Origin of the sequence: Rhodoferax mekongensis, from assembly GCF_032191775.1 — a bacterium.
In the GTDB taxonomy this organism is placed as follows: domain Bacteria; phylum Pseudomonadota; class Gammaproteobacteria; order Burkholderiales; family Burkholderiaceae_C; genus Allorhodoferax; species Allorhodoferax mekongensis.
The window spans coordinates 2,588,570-2,606,095 of sequence record NZ_CP132507.1 but is presented as its reverse complement, the minus strand read 5'-3'; the positions used below and the strand labels follow the sequence as shown (position 1 = coordinate 2,606,095).

17 protein-coding genes are annotated in these 17,526 nt (G+C 56.7%); 14 read left to right on the top strand and 3 right to left on the bottom strand.

Annotation, left to right across the window (positions count from 1 at the left end; all coding sequences use genetic code 11):
* The first annotated feature begins 5 nt into the window (after positions 1-5).
* The 14 genes from RAN89_RS12480 to RAN89_RS12415 all read left to right on the top strand — a co-directional run bounded on the left by RAN89_RS12480 (position 6) and on the right by RAN89_RS12415 (position 15,256).
* Positions 6-2,477 (top strand): glycosyltransferase family 4 protein, encoded by a 2,472-nt coding sequence (locus RAN89_RS12480; protein WP_313866614.1) that lies wholly within the window; start codon positions 6-8, stop codon positions 2,475-2,477.
* Between the two features lie 198 nt (positions 2,478-2,675).
* Positions 2,676-3,842 (top strand): nucleotide sugar dehydrogenase, encoded by a 1,167-nt coding sequence (locus tag RAN89_RS12475; RefSeq protein WP_313866613.1) that lies wholly within the window; start codon positions 2,676-2,678, stop codon positions 3,840-3,842.
* Positions 3,843-3,850: 8 nt separating this feature from the next.
* Positions 3,851-4,831 (top strand): UDP-glucuronic acid decarboxylase family protein, encoded by a 981-nt coding sequence (locus RAN89_RS12470; protein ID WP_313866612.1) that lies wholly within the window; start codon positions 3,851-3,853, stop codon positions 4,829-4,831.
* Positions 4,832-4,887: 56 nt separating this feature from the next.
* On the top strand, positions 4,888-5,589 hold the full coding sequence (locus RAN89_RS12465) for a DUF268 domain-containing protein (protein WP_313866611.1): 702 nt from the start codon (positions 4,888-4,890) through the stop codon (positions 5,587-5,589).
* Between the two features lie 39 nt (positions 5,590-5,628).
* A complete protein-coding gene (locus RAN89_RS12460; RefSeq protein WP_313866610.1) occupies positions 5,629-6,549 on the top strand; it encodes an alpha-1,2-fucosyltransferase in 921 nt (306 codons plus the stop codon).
* A gap of 14 nt (positions 6,550-6,563) precedes the next feature.
* The gene (locus tag RAN89_RS12455; protein ID WP_313866609.1) at positions 6,564-7,580 is read left to right on the top strand and encodes a glycosyltransferase family 2 protein; all 1,017 of its coding nucleotides are present in this window, start codon (positions 6,564-6,566) and stop codon (positions 7,578-7,580) included.
* Positions 7,581-7,613: 33 nt separating this feature from the next.
* On the top strand, positions 7,614-8,642 hold the full coding sequence (locus RAN89_RS12450) for a glycosyltransferase family 10 domain-containing protein (protein ID WP_313866608.1): 1,029 nt from the start codon (positions 7,614-7,616) through the stop codon (positions 8,640-8,642).
* Between the two features lie 65 nt (positions 8,643-8,707).
* Positions 8,708-9,916, top strand: coding sequence for a glycosyltransferase family 2 protein (locus RAN89_RS12445; RefSeq protein WP_313866607.1), 1,209 nt, complete (start codon positions 8,708-8,710; stop codon positions 9,914-9,916).
* Positions 9,917-9,939: 23 nt separating this feature from the next.
* Positions 9,940-10,713: a glucose-1-phosphate cytidylyltransferase gene (gene rfbF / locus RAN89_RS12440; protein ID WP_313866606.1), complete on the top strand. Its 774-nt coding sequence runs from the start codon at positions 9,940-9,942 to the stop codon at positions 10,711-10,713.
* The gene (rfbG, locus tag RAN89_RS12435; protein ID WP_313866605.1) at positions 10,710-11,783 is read left to right on the top strand and encodes a CDP-glucose 4,6-dehydratase; all 1,074 of its coding nucleotides are present in this window, start codon (positions 10,710-10,712) and stop codon (positions 11,781-11,783) included. The genes rfbF and rfbG overlap by 4 nt, the downstream gene beginning before the upstream one ends.
* Positions 11,780-12,340: a dTDP-4-dehydrorhamnose 3,5-epimerase family protein gene (locus tag RAN89_RS12430; RefSeq protein ID WP_313866604.1), complete on the top strand. Its 561-nt coding sequence runs from the start codon at positions 11,780-11,782 to the stop codon at positions 12,338-12,340. The genes rfbG and RAN89_RS12430 overlap by 4 nt, the downstream gene beginning before the upstream one ends.
* Positions 12,337-13,560, top strand: a complete 1,224-nt coding sequence (locus RAN89_RS12425; protein ID WP_313866603.1) for a methyltransferase domain-containing protein — start codon at positions 12,337-12,339, stop codon at positions 13,558-13,560. The genes RAN89_RS12430 and RAN89_RS12425 overlap by 4 nt, the downstream gene beginning before the upstream one ends.
* A gap of 15 nt (positions 13,561-13,575) precedes the next feature.
* Entirely contained in the window at positions 13,576-14,475 is a 900-nt protein-coding gene (locus tag RAN89_RS12420; RefSeq protein ID WP_313866602.1) for an NAD-dependent epimerase/dehydratase family protein, read from the top strand.
* A gap of 1 nt (position 14,476) precedes the next feature.
* Positions 14,477-15,256, top strand: a complete 780-nt coding sequence (locus tag RAN89_RS12415; RefSeq protein WP_313866601.1) for a cephalosporin hydroxylase family protein — start codon at positions 14,477-14,479, stop codon at positions 15,254-15,256.
* Positions 15,257-15,277: 21 nt separating this feature from the next.
* Here RAN89_RS12415 and RAN89_RS12410 read toward each other — a convergent pair whose 3' ends face one another.
* The 3 genes from RAN89_RS12410 to RAN89_RS12400 are packed head-to-tail and all read right to left on the bottom strand — an operon-like array spanning position 15,278 to position 17,514.
* Complete coding sequence (locus tag RAN89_RS12410) at positions 15,278-16,426, bottom strand: WavE lipopolysaccharide synthesis family protein (protein ID WP_313866600.1); 1,149 nt, start codon at positions 16,424-16,426, stop codon at positions 15,278-15,280.
* A gap of 30 nt (positions 16,427-16,456) precedes the next feature.
* Entirely contained in the window at positions 16,457-17,188 is a 732-nt protein-coding gene (locus RAN89_RS12405; protein ID WP_313866599.1) for a glycosyltransferase family 2 protein, read from the bottom strand.
* Entirely contained in the window at positions 17,185-17,514 is a 330-nt protein-coding gene (locus RAN89_RS12400) for a hypothetical protein (RefSeq protein WP_313866598.1), read from the bottom strand. The genes RAN89_RS12405 and RAN89_RS12400 overlap by 4 nt, the downstream gene beginning before the upstream one ends.
* Positions 17,515-17,526: the final 12 nt, after the last annotated feature.

The following is a 17,526-nucleotide window of genomic DNA, read 5'->3' as shown; positions in this document are numbered from 1 at the left end:
GGCTTGTGACTGAGCGTTTGCGTATCGCGGTCTTGAGCCGCAATTTTTCAGTGACCGGGGGGGGGGCTGAGCGCTATTCCATCTCGGTGGTGGAGCAGCTCGCGCAACAGCATGAAGTGCATGTGTTCGCGCAGACCATTTCGCATGATTTTCCCGGAGTGACCTACCACCAGGTGCCCAAGCCCCTGGAGCGCCCGCGCTGGATTAACCAACTCTACTTTGCCTGGAAGACCTGGCGCGCCACGCGCACGGGTTTTGACATCGTGCATTCCCATGAAAACACCTGGCACGGTAATGTGCACACGGTGCATGTGTTGCCGGTGAAGCACACACTGTTTGCCGGCAAGCAGGGGTTTGTGTTGGCTCTGCGGTGGTTGAAAGTGCTGACCAGCCCGCGACTTCTGGCTTACCTGTGGCTGGAAGAGCGGCGATTCGCTTTTGCCTACAAGAAGAAGGTGGTGTGCGCTTCGATCACGCTGCAAGAGGTCGTGGAGCGCGCATTTCCAAAATCGCGCCCCATGCTGGAGGTCATCACGCCAGGCGTGGATTCAGTGCCGGGCCCGGCCACACCAGATGCCAAGGCCCAAGCGCGGCGAGCCCTCGGCGTGTCGACAGACGTGCCCATGCTTCTATTTGTCGGCAATGACTTCGTAAAGAAAGGCCTCAAAACCTTGCTGGAAGCGATGGCCCATATCGAAGGCAAGGTGGAATTGCTCGTGGTCGGCCGCTCGGAAAAAACAAAAGAATATGAGCAACAGGCGGCGAATCTAGGACTACGTTCACGCATTCACTTCTTGGGGAGCCAGAAAGACATGTCGCTGGCCTACAGGGCCGCTGACATGCTGGTGCATCCCACCCTGGAAGACTCCTACGGCATGGTGGTACTGGAGGGCATGGCACATGGACTGCCCGCGGTGGTCAGCGACGCTCCTTACAGCGGAATTGCTCCCGATTTGACGGATGGCGTAAACGCATTTTTGCTCTCTGTTCCTGATAACGCCGCTCACCTCGCTGCCAAAGTTGCTTCGCTCTTGCAAGACAAAGACACCTGCAGGGCTCTGGTCGGTCATGCGACTGAATTTGCGAGAGGCAGGCAGTGGGCCCAAGCGGCTTTGCAGTATGACGGGCTGTTTGCTGCGGTGGCTCGCAAATACAAGCAACGCTGGCTAGTGCTATCCCATGCGTTCAACATGGACGGACGAGCGGCCAGCCAGACGATTACTGACAAGTTGCCCCATCTTGAAGCAGCTGGTATCGAGTTGGTAGTGCTGAGTGGTGTGTCCGGCAGTATCGATCGCCATTACGAACATTACCAGCTGTGGCCAGCAGGGCCAGCAGGAATACGGTTTGAAATGCGCCATGTATTGCGCCGGCGCATCGCTGCTCCAAGGGCGTACAGATGCGTCATGGTGTTGCTCTCGCTGCCACTACTGCCCTTCATGTTGGTGGAGAAGTTGCTTCGTCCTGTGGAAAGCTCGTGGTCATGGTGGCTGTCTGCTTATGTGAAGGGCCGGCAGCTGGCCCAGCAGCGCACATTCGACCTAATCTACTCGACGGGTGGCGCTTTTGCAGCACATATCGCCGGAAACGCACTAAAGCGGAGCTTGGGCGTGCGTTGGCTGGCTGAAGTGCATGACCCCTTGGTTATGCCCGGCAGTGAACCGTCTACCGCGCAAGAGAAGATGCAGGCGGAAGTGGAGCGGGTGATTTGTACGTATGCCGACGTTGCCATCTGGTTTACGGATCAGGCCTTGGCTAGTGCTAAGCGCCGCCACCCGCAGCTGGGGGACCGCGGCAAGATGATGCTGCCGGGCATTGATGCTCCGTTCAAGGAAATGCCTCCTTACGTCCCGGGCCCCAAAATGGTCATAGGCCATTTCGGTTCGCTGTCTGCCACACGCAACCTCACGCCCATCATCAGCGCATTGGAAGCTTTGATAGCGGAACGGCCTGAATTGAAGGAGAAGATCGAACTGCAACTCACAGGCGGGCCCTTGGACGCAGTGTCTGAGGCTGCAATCTCTCAATCTTCTGTGCGTACTATGGTGCGGCATCTTGGCAGAGTGGAAGCAGACCCGGTCACCGGATTATCGGGCCGCGAGCGGATTCTGCGGCGCATGCGCAGCGCAGATGTACTTCTGCTTCTGCATGGCACGGAGCCCATCTGCGCGGAATACATCCCGTCCAAACTGTATGAGTATCTTTGGATGCAGCGGCCCATCTTAGCGACTGTTCATATGAACACTCAAATGGTGAACCTCTTGCATTTACACGGACATACTGCGATTGAATCATTGAATGATTCGGGGCAGGACCAATTGATCGCAGTGATCGAAAGCTTAATTGCGCGGTGGAAAAATAACAATCTTTTGGACAACGGGAATGAAATTACCCTTACCACGCGAGCATCTGTTAGTCATCTGCTGATGGCAGTCGCTCCCGTGGATAGTCCCTGCGATGAGCTGGCCACCGAGTGAAAAAATGTTGAGCAAAAGGGCTGTTTTTTCCGAAGAAATCGATTGAAGCCGGTTCGTGTGACCTTTTAAAACGATAATTCACGTCACACTTCGACCCCCAATCCGCCAACCTAATTACACCCACCAAAGCTGCTAGGCTAAACAGCGTGCACCGAAATAACCCGTGTACAACGTGAGCGTCAGCGTAGAGTAAACCCCATGAAGATCGCAATAGCAGGAACCGGCTACGTAGGCCTGAGCAACGCGGTGCTGTTGGCGCAGCACAATGAAGTCGTTGCAATCGACCTGATTGCTGCCAAGGTGGACATGATCAACCAGCGCATCAGCCCCATTGAAGATGCAGAACTGCAAGACTACCTGAGCCACAAGCCCCTGAACCTCAAGGCCACACTCAACAAACAAGAGGCCTATTCGGGGGCTGACTACGTCATCATCGCCACCCCCACAGACTACGACGTTGAGACCAACTACTTCAACACCAAAAGCATAGAAAGCGTGGTGGCAGACGTCATGGCCATCGCCCCCGACGCGGTCATGGTCATCAAAAGCACCATCCCCGTGGGCTACACCCAGCGCCTGCGCGAGCAAACCGGCAGCAAGAACATCATCTTCAGCCCCGAATTCCTGCGAGAGGGAAGGGCGCTGTACGACAACCTGCACCCCAGCCGCATCGTGGTGGGCGAACAATCGGCCCGCGCAGAGAAGTTTGCCCAACTACTGCAACAAGGCGCCATCAAGCAAAACATCCCCGTCTTGCTGAGCGGCAGCACAGAGGCAGAAGCTGTCAAGCTGTTTGCCAACACCTACCTGGCCATGCGAGTGGCGTACTTCAACGAACTCGACACCTACGCGGCCATCCACGGCCTGGACACCCGGCAAATCATCGACGGCGTGAGTCTGGACCCGCGCATCGGAAACCACTACAACAACCCCAGCTTTGGCTACGGTGGCTACTGCCTGCCCAAAGACACCAAACAACTGCTTGCCAACTACAACGACGTACCGCAAAACATCATGCGGGCGATCGTAGAAAGCAACACCACCCGCAAAGACTTCTGCGCAGCAGACATCTTGAAGCGCAAACCCAAAGTGGTGGGCATCTACCGGCTGGTAATGAAAGCGGGGAGTGACAACTTCAGAAGCAGCAGTATCCAGGGCATCATGAAACGCATCAAAGCCAAGGGGGTGGAAGTGATTGTTTATGAACCGGCACTTAAAGAGGCCACCTTCTTCAACAGCAAGGTGCTGACAGACCTGGAGCAATTCAAGCGAGAAGCGGATGTGATTGTGGTGAACCGCAGTGCCGCTGAGCTTGCAGATGTTCCGGGGAAGATTTACACACGTGACTTGTTTGGTCAGGATTGATGGGTGATATGAGAAAGTACAACGCGCGAAAGCGCATTCTTGTGACGGGCGGTGCTGGCTTTCTAGGTTCACACCTTATTGACCGTCTCATTGCGCGCGGTGACGAGGTGCTGTGCGTCGACAATCTATTTACAGGGGCGAAACGAAATATTGAGCACCTGTTATCGCACCCACACTTTGAATTCATGCGACACGATGTAACTGTGCCGCTTCAAGTGGAGGTGGATCAAATCTATAACTTGGCGTGTCCCGCTAGCCCCATTCACTACCAGCACGACCCAGTGCAGACGACCAAGACCAGCGTGCATGGTGCCATCAACATGCTGGAACTGGCCAAACGACTGAAGGCCCGGACCTTCCAGGCCAGCACCAGCGAGGTATACGGTGATCCCAGTGTGCATCCGCAAACCGAAGCCTATTGGGGAAATGTGAATCCCATCGGCATTCGGAGTTGTTATGACGAGGGCAAACGTTGCGCTGAAACGCTTTTTTTTGACTATCACCGTCAATATGGGCTTGACATCCGTGTCGCCCGCATTTTCAACACTTATGGTCCCCGCATGCACCCCAACGATGGGCGTGTAGTCAGCAACTTCATCGTGCAGGCCTTGCGCGGGGAAGACATCACCATTTATGGCGAGGGCCAGCAGACTCGCAGCTTCTGCTTTGTGGACGACCTCATCGAAGGCTTCATCCGCTTCATGGACCTGCCGCGCGGTGAGAATGGCGCGCCAGGCTTCCCGGGGCCCATCAACCTGGGCAATCCGGGCGAATTCACGATTCGTCAACTGGCGGAGATGGTCATCGAACTCACGGGTGCGAAGTCGAAACTCGTGTTCCAACAGCTGCCGTCTGACGATCCCATGCAACGTCAGCCTGACATCTCCCGGGCACGGGAATATCTCAATGACTGGGAGCCTAGGGTCCAGTTGCGCGAAGGGCTGCAAAGGACCATTGCGTACTTCGATGGTCTGCTTTCCGCGGGCTGAGGGTAGTGTGTTGGTCCTTTAACCCAATCCGATTCAACTGACAGCAAGGTAAAACGGTGTCTCTCAAGTACAAGATCCGGTTCTTCCGAGAACTGCAGGCGTTCAAGGCAGCTGGCGGAAAGGTGGACAAACTCTTCCCCATCTACTCCGACTATAGGGAGCAGGCGGGCTCGGCAACCGGGCACTACTTCCATCAGGATCTGCTGGTAGCAGGTTACATTGCGACAAATAAGCCCGATCGCCATATTGACGTTGGATCGCGGATTGACGGGTTTGTGGCCCACGTCGCCGCATTTCGCCCCATCGAAATCATCGATGTGAGGGAGCTGGCGGATACGGGGCATGGGAACATCCGGTTCAAGCGCATGGATCTGATGAAGTCTGAAGCGGTCGAGGCGGAGATTTGTGACTCCCTGTCCTGCCTGCATGCCATCGAGCACTTTGGACTGGGTCGCTATGGAGATCCTGTCAATCCGTCGGGGCATCTGACAGGGTTTCGCAATCTATTGAAGATGCTGAAACCGATGGGAACACTTTATATCAGCTTCCCTATCGGTGACGAAGATCAGGTTCAATTCAACGCGCACCGGATATTCAAACCAGACAGCATTCTCAATTGGCAGTCCGAGTTCAGGCTGGAGTTGTTGAGTTTTTCATTCGTCGATGATGCAGGTTCACTGCACAAGGAAGTTCCAATCAATGCTGTCCCTGCCGGTACGCAGTACGGCTGCGGCATCTATACGTTCCGGAAGCACTGACGATAACTCGTCAGATCTATCCGCTTAGGCAGAAGTTCCATGTGGCCACGTCAGGTTATCGCGCGAATCGAAGGTGGTCTCGGCAACCAGCTGTTTCAGTATGCTGCGGCGAGATCGCTCGCTGATCGCCTGAACTGCGAGTTGGCGCTTGACCTCCGCGGTCTGGCCGAAAATGGCGACCGTCCGTACCAACTGGATCTGTACAAAACCCGTTGCGTCATTGCAGACACTGCATTGCTGGACAGATTGCCGCCATGGCGATCCTCCCGCGCCAGCAGAGTGCGGTCCCGCATTGCGCAGTGCCTGCCGGACATCTACTCCTATCCTGTCTTCTGGCCAAACGACTTTTCTTATGACCCACGCTTTGATTGCATCAAACGCCCAGTCTTCATGGTGGGTTATTGGCAGACGGAAAAGTACTTTTCCTGGAACCGTTCACACCTGTTGCAAGACCTGCAACTCCGGGTGCCATTGAATCCGCGTCATTCGGTTCTGACACGGATGAGTTCTGTAAACAGTGCGGCGCTCCATGTGAGGCGTGGTGATTATGTCAGTAATCCGGCTGCTGCCGAGTTCCACGGCACCTGCGATACCGCGTATTACATGCAGGCAGTTGCTGAGCTGAAGAACAGGCAAACGGATGTGGAACTGTTCGTGTTTTCCGATGAGCCAGAATGGGCACGAGCCAACCTGAAGTTCGATGTGCCGACGCACGTCGTGGACTGCCATACGCCTGAACAGGGGCACCTCGATCTGGAGTTGATGCGTCACTGCCAGCACCACATCATCGCGAACAGCTCCTTTAGCTGGTGGGGCGCCTGGTTGTGCGAGTCCTCTGGACAGCATGTCTATGCTCCCCAGCGCTGGTTTCAAGACGCGGGGACCAACACATCGGACGTCATTCCACCGCGTTGGCACATTGTTGGGGCAGAGCGTGGCCGGACAGGTACGCATATATGACGTCTCAAGAGACCATGAACCACCTAGTTCCCACACTATCGGTTGTCGTGCCTGTGCACAATGGCGCGCTCTGGCTGGCCGAAACTTTGACGTCCATCTACGGGCAAACCTGGTCGGACTTCGAACTCATTCTTGTAGATGACGCTTCGACAGACAACTTGCGCGAAGTGCTGTCTGCGCACCCTGATCGCCGGCTGCAAGTCCTGCATCTCGAGAGAAATGCTGGTGTGGCAGGTGCTCGGAACGCAGGTATTGCCAAGGCGCGTGGGCAGTACATTGCATTTTGTGATGCAGACGATCTGTGCGATCCCCGGCGTTTTGAGCTGCAACTGGCCTATCTGCAGACACATCCGGCCTTGGGAGCCTGCGGTACGGCGTTCACGTGTTTTGATACGGAAGAGCGGGAGACCGTCATCAATCCAGCCACAGATGCGGATATCCGGCACGCGCTACTGCGCGGCAACTGCTTTGGCATGTCGACCATGATGGGACGGGCTGAACTCTTTCGCTGCCATCCATTTGACCAGTCAGCCGCACCGACCGAAGACTACGACATGTGGACCCGACTGGCCAGTTCGGGCGTCCCATTGGCGAACCTGTCGCAAAGCCTGCTGCGCTATCGCATCCACGCCCAGCAGGCCAGTCAACAGAAAGCACAACGTTTGGATCAACTGGCACGCAAGATCCGCAGCCTCTATTGCGCGCGCCTGATCGGCGCAGATGGACTGGTCGAGCGGCTGCAGATGGAAAATATTGAGTTGGCCGACATGGATGAAGCGGCCAACCGCATCCTGGCGTTCTGCGCTGACACCCGCGAATTTGCACCGTCCGAATTCCGATTCATGTTCGCCTGGATGTACCAGAAGCTGCCTGCGCACGGCCTGCAGCCCTGGATGGCGTGGCGCCGCCTGCAGTCCAGGCTGGGGATTGCGCTGAACAGCACCTACCGTATCAATACCGCGTTACTCGCCTTGTTACCAAGGGTGCTGACGCAGCGCCATTTCGATACGCTGGTAAAGCTCAAGCGTTGACCAAGCTGCACATTCAATGCACAAGACTTCCACATGAGGCGCGTTCAATTCGTCAATACAGCAGGCACAGCCTGGCCTTGGGACAGGCAGTTCCCATCACCGAACGGTGTGTGGAAGGGCACGCAATACGCCTTTGACGAATTGAAGGAGGGGCAGCCAGACTGGCTCGTGGTTTACGACGGCTGGCCTGCCGGGAGCGAATTCCACACCTCGGTGCCATTGCAGCGGCGTATTCTGGTGTGTGCTGAGCCGGAAAGTTTCCACCGGTATCAGTCGCACTTTCTGAGACAGTTCGGCCACGTGATCACAAGCCAATCGAGAGTAAAACACCCGGGTGTCATCCGTAGTCAAGTGGGCATCAACTGGTTTGCAGGGGTGCGCTTCAATGGGGTAGCGGGCCCCCACACTGCGGTTCTGCGGTTCCAGGATTTTGAGGTCAGCAACCCGCCGAAGACCAAGTTGTGCTCCGTGGTCTGCTCCACTAAGGCAGTTACAGCGGGGCACCGCGCGCGGTTGGCCTTTGTGCGGCAACTCCAGGCGGAATTGGGCGACCAGGTCGACGTGTACGGACGTGGGTTTAGGGAGATCGCCGACAAGGACGAAGCCTTGGCAGATTACCGCTTTCACATTGCACTGGAAAACTCTGTACAGCAAGACTACTGGACCGAGAAGCTGGCCGATGCCTATCTGCGTGGCTGCTTTCCGATCTATGTAGGATGTCCCAATCTGGATGCGTATTTTCCGCATGCAAGTTACGACCGGATCGACATAAGCCATCCCCGACGTGCAATAGCCCGCATCAAGGAAATTCTTGCCAGCGATATGGATCACCATCAGGCGGCGGAGCTGGCCGAGGCCAAGCGCAGGGTTCTGTGGGAGCACAACATATTTGCCCTGCTTGAACATGTATACACACAGCTTGAGTCTTCCCCACAGAAGGGAGTCCTTGCGCCGCTAGAATCACCTGTGCCCTTGCTTAGCGACCATCAGGCCAAGGACTTCAAGCTGAGCCGACGCATAAAGCGCATGCTCTGGAATCTGTTTGGAAAGACCGGACGCTGAGCCGGTGTCCAGGCAATTGTCAGGCGCCTTGCGATGTGTGCGAAAAATGATGTGACTGAATCCAAATGAATAATCCGAGATTGACGGTGGTTGTGCCAACACGGGAGCGGGCTGATACGCTACGGCACACGTTGCGTACACTGATTGCGCAGGACTATCAGGACTGCGAGTTCCTTGTCAGCGACAACTTCAGTCAGGATGACACGTCTGCGGTGGTCGCCGAGTTCTCGGATACGCGATTACGTTATGTCAACACGGGCAAGCGCCTGAGCATGGCGCAGAACTGGGAGTTCGCGCTGGATCATGCGCGTGGTGAATTCATCACATACATCGGTGATGATGATGGCTTCATCCCTGGGGCGCTTGCCGGTGCCATGCGCATCATCAATACGCATGGCGGGCTTGCGCTGGTCTGGGAGAAGGCCGAGTACTGCTGGCCAGACTACATCGATGCGGGCATGCGCAATTCAGTTTCCACGCGTGTCACGGACTTTTCTCTGACCCACTTGTCGGGAGCTGAGGAGCGAGTCCGAGTACTGGCTTTCAAGACCGGCTACACTAGGCTACCGTGCCTGTACAACGGCATTGTCGCGAGGCAATGCATGCTGGACTTGAAGAAGTCTTCGGACAATGGGGTCTTCTTCAATGCGATTTCCCCAGACGCTTATTCTGCGATTGCCCTCAGTGTGAGGCTCGGGAAGTATCTGTCGTCAAACTATCCGTTTTCGGTCAGTGGTGCATCACGACACAGCAACGGCACATCCTTCATGAAACGTGGCACAGACGGGAAGGAAGACAACCCCACGACCAAGTTCTACTCGGAGAATCCGCTTTCCTATGACGAGCGTCTGCTGTTGGCACCGTCCATTCCGGTCGTCGTGATGGGGGAATATTTGCTGATCAAGCAACACATGCCCTCGCTAGGATTGAGCGAACCCGATTGGGGGCTGTACGTCAAAAAGCTCGTTAAGGATGCCGGCGACTCGGCCCGACCATCCGCGGTTTTGCGGTCCGCAAGGCACACTGCGGGCAAGCTCGGCCTGAACCTGACCGCACCAGACATCCCTGACCCGGAGCCGATGACCGCAACTGCTCGTACCAGTCTGGAAGGCGGTGTCATGCACCTCCGACCAAGTACGCAACTCGTGGAGAACATTTTTGATGCATGCCTGCTTGTGGCAACACTTGCGGGCGACCCAGAGTGGGTCAAGTACTCCTCCAAGTCAATCAACGGCCGATCTTGGGTTCCCAAGATCTTTCGAAAGACCCATTGACCAGGCAGCATAGGGCATTACAGATGAAAGCAGTGATACTTGCGGGCGGTCTGGGGACACGTATCTCCGAAGAGACGCATCTCAAACCGAAACCGATGATCGAAATCGGCGGCAAACCTGTGCTCTGGCACATCATGAAGACCTACTCAGCCCATGGGGTGAATGACTTCATCATCTGCTGCGGCTACAAGGGCTACGTAATCAAGGAATACTTCGCGAACTACTTTCTGCACATGTCAGATGTGACGTTCGACATGGCAAGTAACCAAATGGAGGTTCATCAGCGCAAGGCAGAACCCTGGCGTGTGACCCTGGTCGATACCGGGGACGAGACCATGACCGGTGGCCGCCTCAGGCGAGTGCAAGAGTATGTCCGGGATGAAGACGCTTTTTGCTTTACCTATGGGGATGGGGTATCGGACATTGACATTACGCGCGAGTTGGCTTTTCACAAGCAACACGGCCGATGGGCTACCGTCACGGCCGTACAGCCTCCGGGGCGCTATGGGGCGTTGCAGATGAAAGGCGAGCGCGTCGCCGGATTTGCCGAAAAGCCCAGGGGGGACGGGGGACTCATCAATGGTGGATTTTTCATACTGTCGCCCAGATGCATAGATTTGATCCCTGGTGATGCGACAAGCTGGGAAGCCGAGCCTTTGAGTCGACTTGCCGCCCAAGGAGAACTCATGGCCTTCCGGCATGACGGTTTCTGGCAGCCGATGGATACGCTGCGTGAGAAGAACATGCTCGAAGAGCTCTGGGCCGGAGGCAACGCGCCCTGGAAGGTTTGGTCATGAAGGCGGCATCTATGCCCTCCACCGACTTCTGGCGCGGCAAGCGGGTGCTGGTCACTGGCCACAGCGGTTTCAAGGGTGGCTGGCTCACACTTTGGCTACACCGTATGGGGGCGCAGGTGACGGGTATCAGCCTTGCACCGGCTACCAGCCCCAGCCTCTTTGAACGTGCAGGTATCGATGCCCTCTGCACAAGCCATTTCATCGATATCCGCGACAGGCAGCTTCTTACGTCGGCAGTACATCAGGCGGTACCGGAGATCGTATTTCACCTCGCTGCGCAGCCACTGGTTCGTGCCAGCTACCGTGACCCCTTGGGCACCTTCGAAACAAATGTTCTCGGAACGGCCCAGGTGCTGGAAAGCCTCCGTGCTCTGTCCAGCGTCCGCGTTGCCGTCATGGTGACCACAGACAAGGTCTATCGCAATGAAGAGTGGCAGTGGCCCTATCGTGAAACGGATCCCCTAGGCGGGCATGACCCCTATAGTGCCAGCAAGGCGGCCAGTGAAATCGTGATCGCCAGCTACCGCGATGCCTTTCTGGCAGCGCGGGGAGTCATCATAGGTAGCGCAAGGGCCGGCAATGTCATAGGTGGTGGGGATTGGTCCGAAGATCGCCTGATCCCGGATGCTGTCCGCGCCTGGGAGTCGGGCGCCACACTTCAAATTCGGCGCCCAGACGCAACGCGGCCATGGCAGCACGTTCTGGAACCCCTGGCGGGCTACCTTGTCCTGGCGGAAAGGCTCCACGATGGTCGTGCTGCAGCAGGGGCCTACAACTTCGGGCCCCTTACAAGTGAGGCTGCGTCGGTCAGGGAAGTCATCGATATTGCCCGCCAGGCTTATGGGGCCGGTCTGGTGCAGTACGGCAATGCCGATGCCGGGCCCCATGAGGCCGGATGGCTGGCGCTCGAGATCGCCAAGGTGCGCCACGCGCTCGGTGTGGAGCCGCGCTGGGCGCTGGACGCAACCGTGCACAGGACCATGGCCTGGTATCGGAATCTGCGCGAGGGTGTGGACGCCCGGGCTTTGTGCGAGGCCGAGATCCAAGCCTACGCGGAGTCGCAGGCATGAGCTGTTTTTCCTTTACTGCGCTGCCGATAAAAGGCCTATGTCGCGTCCAGCGTGAGCACATCGGGGACTCGCGAGGCTTCCTGTCGCGGTTGTTCTGTGTCGATGAACTGCGGGCAGCCGGCTGGGAGCATCCGGTGGCGCAGATTAACCACACATACACGGCCCGTCGCGGCACCGTTCGCGGAATGCATTTTCAGCATCCACCACACGCCGAGATGAAGCTGGTGAGCTGTGTACGTGGCGAAGTGTGGGATGTCGCCATTGATTTGCGTGCCGGCTCGCCGACGTTTCTTCATTGGTATGCAGAGCACCTGTCAGAAGAGAACGGCAGTGCCTTACTGATACCTGAGGGCTGCGCACATGGGTTTCAGTCGCTTACCGATGACGCGGAACTCATTTACTGCCACTCTATGGCTTATGCTCCCCAAGCCGAAGGTGGGCTCAACCCGCTCGATGGGCGCTTGGGAGTAAGTTGGCCCTTGGAAGTCGTGGAAATGTCGGCGCGTGACTCCGCTCATCCCATGCTTGACTCTCAATTCAAAGGTTTGACGCTATGAAGTGCCGCCACTGCGGAACAACGCTGGTTCACACGTTTCTTGATCTCGGTTTTGCCCCCCCCTCAAACGCCTACCTGAGCACTGAGGACCTGCGCAGGCCCGAGAAGTACTTCCCGCTCACGATCATGGTGTGCGATACGTGCTGGCTGGTTCAGACGGAGGACTACGCACAGGCTGATGAGCTTTTCAGCGCAGAGTACGCCTATTTTTCAAGCACTTCGACAAGCTGGCTCGCCCACGCGGCGGACTATGCGCGCAAGATGACGGCCACGCTGGGGCTGGGGGCTGACAGCTTTGTCATCGAGGTAGCGTCCAACGACGGTTACCTGCTCAAGAATTTTGTCGCCGCCGGCATTCCCTGTCTTGGCATAGAACCAACGGCCAGCACTGCCGCTGCGGCCGAGAAGTTGGGCATACCTGTCTGGCTCGAGTTTTTCGGCGAGCGCCTGGGGCGCGAACTCACAGCTACAGGGAAGCAGGCGGACCTGATTGCGGGCAACAATGTCTATGCACATGTGCCGGATATCAACGATTTCACGCGCGGCCTCAAGGCAGCGCTCAGGCAAGGCGGGACCATTACGCTGGAGTTCCCGCATCTGATGCGGCTGATCGATCAAGTTCAGTTTGATACCGTCTATCACGAGCACTTCTCATACCTTTCGCTGTACACAGTCGGTCGTATCTTCACGACTTGTGGCCTGCGCGTTTACGATGTCGAGCAACTATCGACCCATGGTGGGAGCTTGCGCGTCTATGGCTGTCACGATGACGACGCCCGCACCACGACAGTTGCAGTGCAGCAATTGTTAGTGCAGGAGCAGCAGCAGGGCTTGCAGCAACTGGAGACGTACCTGACCTTCCAACCCAAGGCAGATGCAATCAAGGATGCCCTGCTGGCATTTCTGCTGGAGCAAAAACGCCTGGGCCGCAAGGTTGCAGCCTACGGAGCGGCCGCCAAAGGCAACACGTTGTTGAACTACGCCGGCGTCAAGCCCGACTTGCTGGCCTTCGTGTGCGACGCGGCGGCGGCCAAGCAGCACAAGTACATGCCCGGCAGCCATATTCCCATCCTCCCACCATCAGCCTTGCAGCAGCGGCATGTGGACTACCTGCTCATCCTGCCGTGGAACATTGCTGCCGAGGTGCGCCAGCAGTACGCATGGCTGCGTGAGCAGGGTACCCGCTTCGTGACGGCGGTTCCGACCCTGGCGATCGACTAGGTGCCGGGTGCACACATGAAGATTCTTGTTACTGGCGCCAGCGGCTACCTCGGAAGGTACATACTCCCATTGCTGAAGGCAGCTGGCCATGAAGTGCACGCCGTGTCCAGCCACGACCGGGCAGGGGATGCAGGTGTGCCATGGGAGCCTTGTGACCTGCTGGCCCCCGGACAGGCCAGACAGTTACTGGACCGTGTGCGTCCCGAAGCGCTTATTCATCTAGCGTGGTATGCCAAACATGGCAGCTTTTGGACGGCACGCGAGAACCTGGCATGGGCAGATGCTACGGCACACCTGCTGGAGGCGTTCCGTGTCTCAGGAGGGCGTCGCGTTGTGCTGGCCGGCACCTGCGCCGAATACGATTGGTCGCAAGGGTATTGCGTTGAAGACCGAACGCCGACGAATCCGCGTACGCTGTACGGGAAGTGCAAGGATGCAACCCGCCAGTTCGTGCAGACCTATTGCGAAGAAAGTGGACTCTCGTATGCTTGGGGTAGGGTGTTCTTTCCCTACGGAGTTGGTGAGCCTGCCGGACGCCTGCTGCCTTCGGTGCTGCGTGCGCTGCACCAGAGTGAGCCGGTGCGGTGCACCCACGGGCGCCAGTTTCGCGATTTCCTTCATGTGAGCGATGTCGCGGCAGCGCTGGTGCACTTGGCCGTTGGGACGGCCGAGTCAGGTGTCTTCAATATTGCCTCCGGGCAGCCCGTGCGCCTGGGCACGGTGGTAGAGCTCTGTGCGTCGCATTTCGAGCGCGCTGAGCCCCTACAGCTTGGTGCGATACCCGTCCCGGCTGACGACCCACCAATGCTTGTAGGCAGTGCGGACAAGCTGATGGCGACGGGTTGGCGCCCGCGGGTTACGCTTGAAGAAGGTATTGCAGGCTATGCAAGGTCATATATTGATAAAGGAAGATGAGATGAACCCAGTCCAACAGTTTGCTGAAGAAAGAAATCAAATCTGTGCCGCGCTCGGCAGCAGCAGCCAGGCGCGCGAAGTAACGCGCGCCTGGATCAACTATGCCCAACAAAGCAAGTACTCCTACCAGTTCGACTGGATGGGTCGGCCGGTCATCCAGTACCCGCAAGATATCGTGGCCATGCAGGAACTGATCTGGCGACTCAAACCGGATCTGATCATCGAGACGGGCATTGCACACGGTGGTTCGCTGATCTTCAGCGCCTCGATGTTGGCACAGATTGACATGTGCGAGGCGATTGAGAGTGGGGAGAAGATGGATCCTCGCGTATCGCGTCGCAAGGTGCTAGGCATCGATATCGATATCCGCGTGCACAACAAGAGCGCCATCGAAGCCCACCCCATGGCCTCGCGAATCCAGATGATTCAAGGTTCCAGCGTGGCTCCCGAGATCGTGGATCAGGTGCGTGCAATCGCCAAGGACTTTCAGCGGGTACTGGTCTGCCTGGATAGCAATCACACGCATGAACATGTGCTCGCAGAACTCAAGGCCTACGCGCCTATGACAACGATTGGCAGCTATTGCGTGGTATTCGACACGGTAGTTGAAGACATGCCTGCCGAGATGTTTCCTGACCGTCCCTGGGGCCCGGGCGACAACCCCAAGACGGCTGTCTGGGAATACCTCAAGATGAACAAGAGCTTTGAGATTGATCGCACCATCCCCGACCGCTATCAGATCACTGTCGCTCCCGACGGCTTCCTGAAACGAGTTGGGTGATGGTCACAAAGTGGTTTCCCGTTAGGTGTTGCGCCTGCGGCTATGCGTCAGCAGACGCTGCCAGCGTAGCCACAGGCGCACGGCCCATTCGTCGCGAGGCATTTTTCCGGTCAGTAGGCTGAACACGGTCCGTGCGCCTTGATAGAGGTAACGCCGGCGGGTTGGGTGCCCTACTTGTAATTCGAGAGCCTTTTCGGGGCAGAAGTTCAGAAAATGGTTTAGGGTACCAAGTTGGTGATCCGTGCTGTACAGATTGGGTTGCATTTTCCGCATCCAGGCCTCTACATCCTTGCGTGCTTCAAGCCATTCCTGGTAGAACTCGCCGGCACTATGACGGCCTGTTTCGAAGCGTGCGCCGCGCCACTCGAGCTTATCCGTCGCGGCACGGGGAAATAGGGAAATGGAGTGGTTGAGTAGCTCGCGCCACAGACTCAGCATTTCGGGATGGTATTTGAAGTTGCTTGGCGGAGCGTGGAGATCAAGACGGAAGGCCGGTACTAGGTTAGGGAAGTAGCGGTCTTCCGGTACGTCCAGTTTGCCTCGTAGATTGCCGTACGCGTGACGCAGAATGATGTCCGAATGCACCCACGGCTTTGCGTTGACCAATGAGTGCTTCGAATAGCGGACCTGTGAATCGAAGAATCTGAGCATGTCCGAGGCGTGACCACCAATAAAGAAATCTCCAACACTGTAAGGCGACCAACTCAACATGTTCGGGAAGAACAGGAATCCCGACTGTCCCGAAGCACGGAAGTCGTCAAACAATTCGTCAACCTGTAGCATGTGATCGAGCAGTGTTGGGATGTCGACATACTGGTCCGTTCTGACTCGAAGTATGTAGTCTGGCGAAAACCTTCCGATTGCTTGGCGCACGCCCTCAAGACAGCCATATGCTTGGCGCAACTCGTTATTCGGTGCGTCCGAAAAGAAAGTCTGTTGTGGCCCAGGATCTTGCAGTTGCAGCACCTCCAATTTTTCGTCCCGTACAGTAACAGCCTGCCCATGCCAGGTTGAGAGGACGTAACCATCAACCACCGCGCGCGTCGTGTCGATCAGGCGCTGGACATTGGTATTGCAGTCGAAGGCCTGCGTCTGGGTTCCAGCACCGCTGTTCCCGGCTGAGACCATGGGCCCCTGAATGACGAGGGTGATACGGTGGTTGGCGATCATCTTGTGATCAAAGTGAAGTAGGTCGCAAACCTATACGACAGCTTGCTTCAGATAGACCAACAGATCCTCGGGTGTCCCGATGCCGTGCATCGCTTCGATGGAAATGTTGTAGGTGCCAATTCTCTTGCCCATGTTGATCGCATAGTTGTAGGTGGGGCAGGTGTAGTACTCGCTATTCACTCGGTCTCGCTCAATAAACATGTCGATGGCCGCATCCACAAAGTCGCTGCCATGACGGTAAAGATAGATGCCAACGGTGGCGTACTCAGAGATGGCCTTTTTCTCCTGTACTTCAGTGACCAGTTCGTTGGCGTCGAGCTTGGCGAACGACCACTTGGGGTCGCGTTGCGTATCAATGAACGTCAAAATGGAGCCGTCCAAGTTTCGTTCGGTGCAGTCGTCAATGAAGTCTGCGATGTTAGTGTCTATGATCTGGTCTGAGTTGGCGATCAGAAGCGGCGTCGAGTTGTTGATGTACTTGCGGGCGTAGAGCACGGTGCATGCAGTGCCTTCGGTCAGTTTGCCGATGGGGATGAAGGTGGCGTTGTAAGTCTGCTCAATTTCCTTCACCAACGCTGGCTCGGCATCCATATGTTCCTTGCGGGCGATAAGGATGTAACGCGCGTCCGGGTAAGCCAGGTTTTCAAGGACGCGAACAATCATGGGCTTTCCGCCCACATCAATGAACGGCTTCGGTTTGCTGTAGCCGGCCTGGCTGAAACGGCTGCCGGCACCCGCCATAGGAATCACAATATTGATCATGCGGGATCTCCCAAGTATTTGTCGTTGTTCGCGCCGGGAAATTTCACGACGGTGGTGATAGTGTCCTCAAGCACTTCAAAGTCTGTCGACTGGTTAGGTTCGATGACGATGATGTCACCCTTCAAATATTCGATTCCGTTCATGCGGACGCGGCCGCTCGCGATCACAGTGATCTCAGTCGATATCTTGTGGTAATGGCGGCTTTCGCGGTCGCCCTTGCGGTATTCCTTGACGGCGACCTCAACGTCATTAGTGCGGATCAATGTTGGGTCAAAGTTGCCGACAAACCAGCCTTTGACCATATCTTCAAGACGAGCAATTTTCATGGTGCAGTGTGT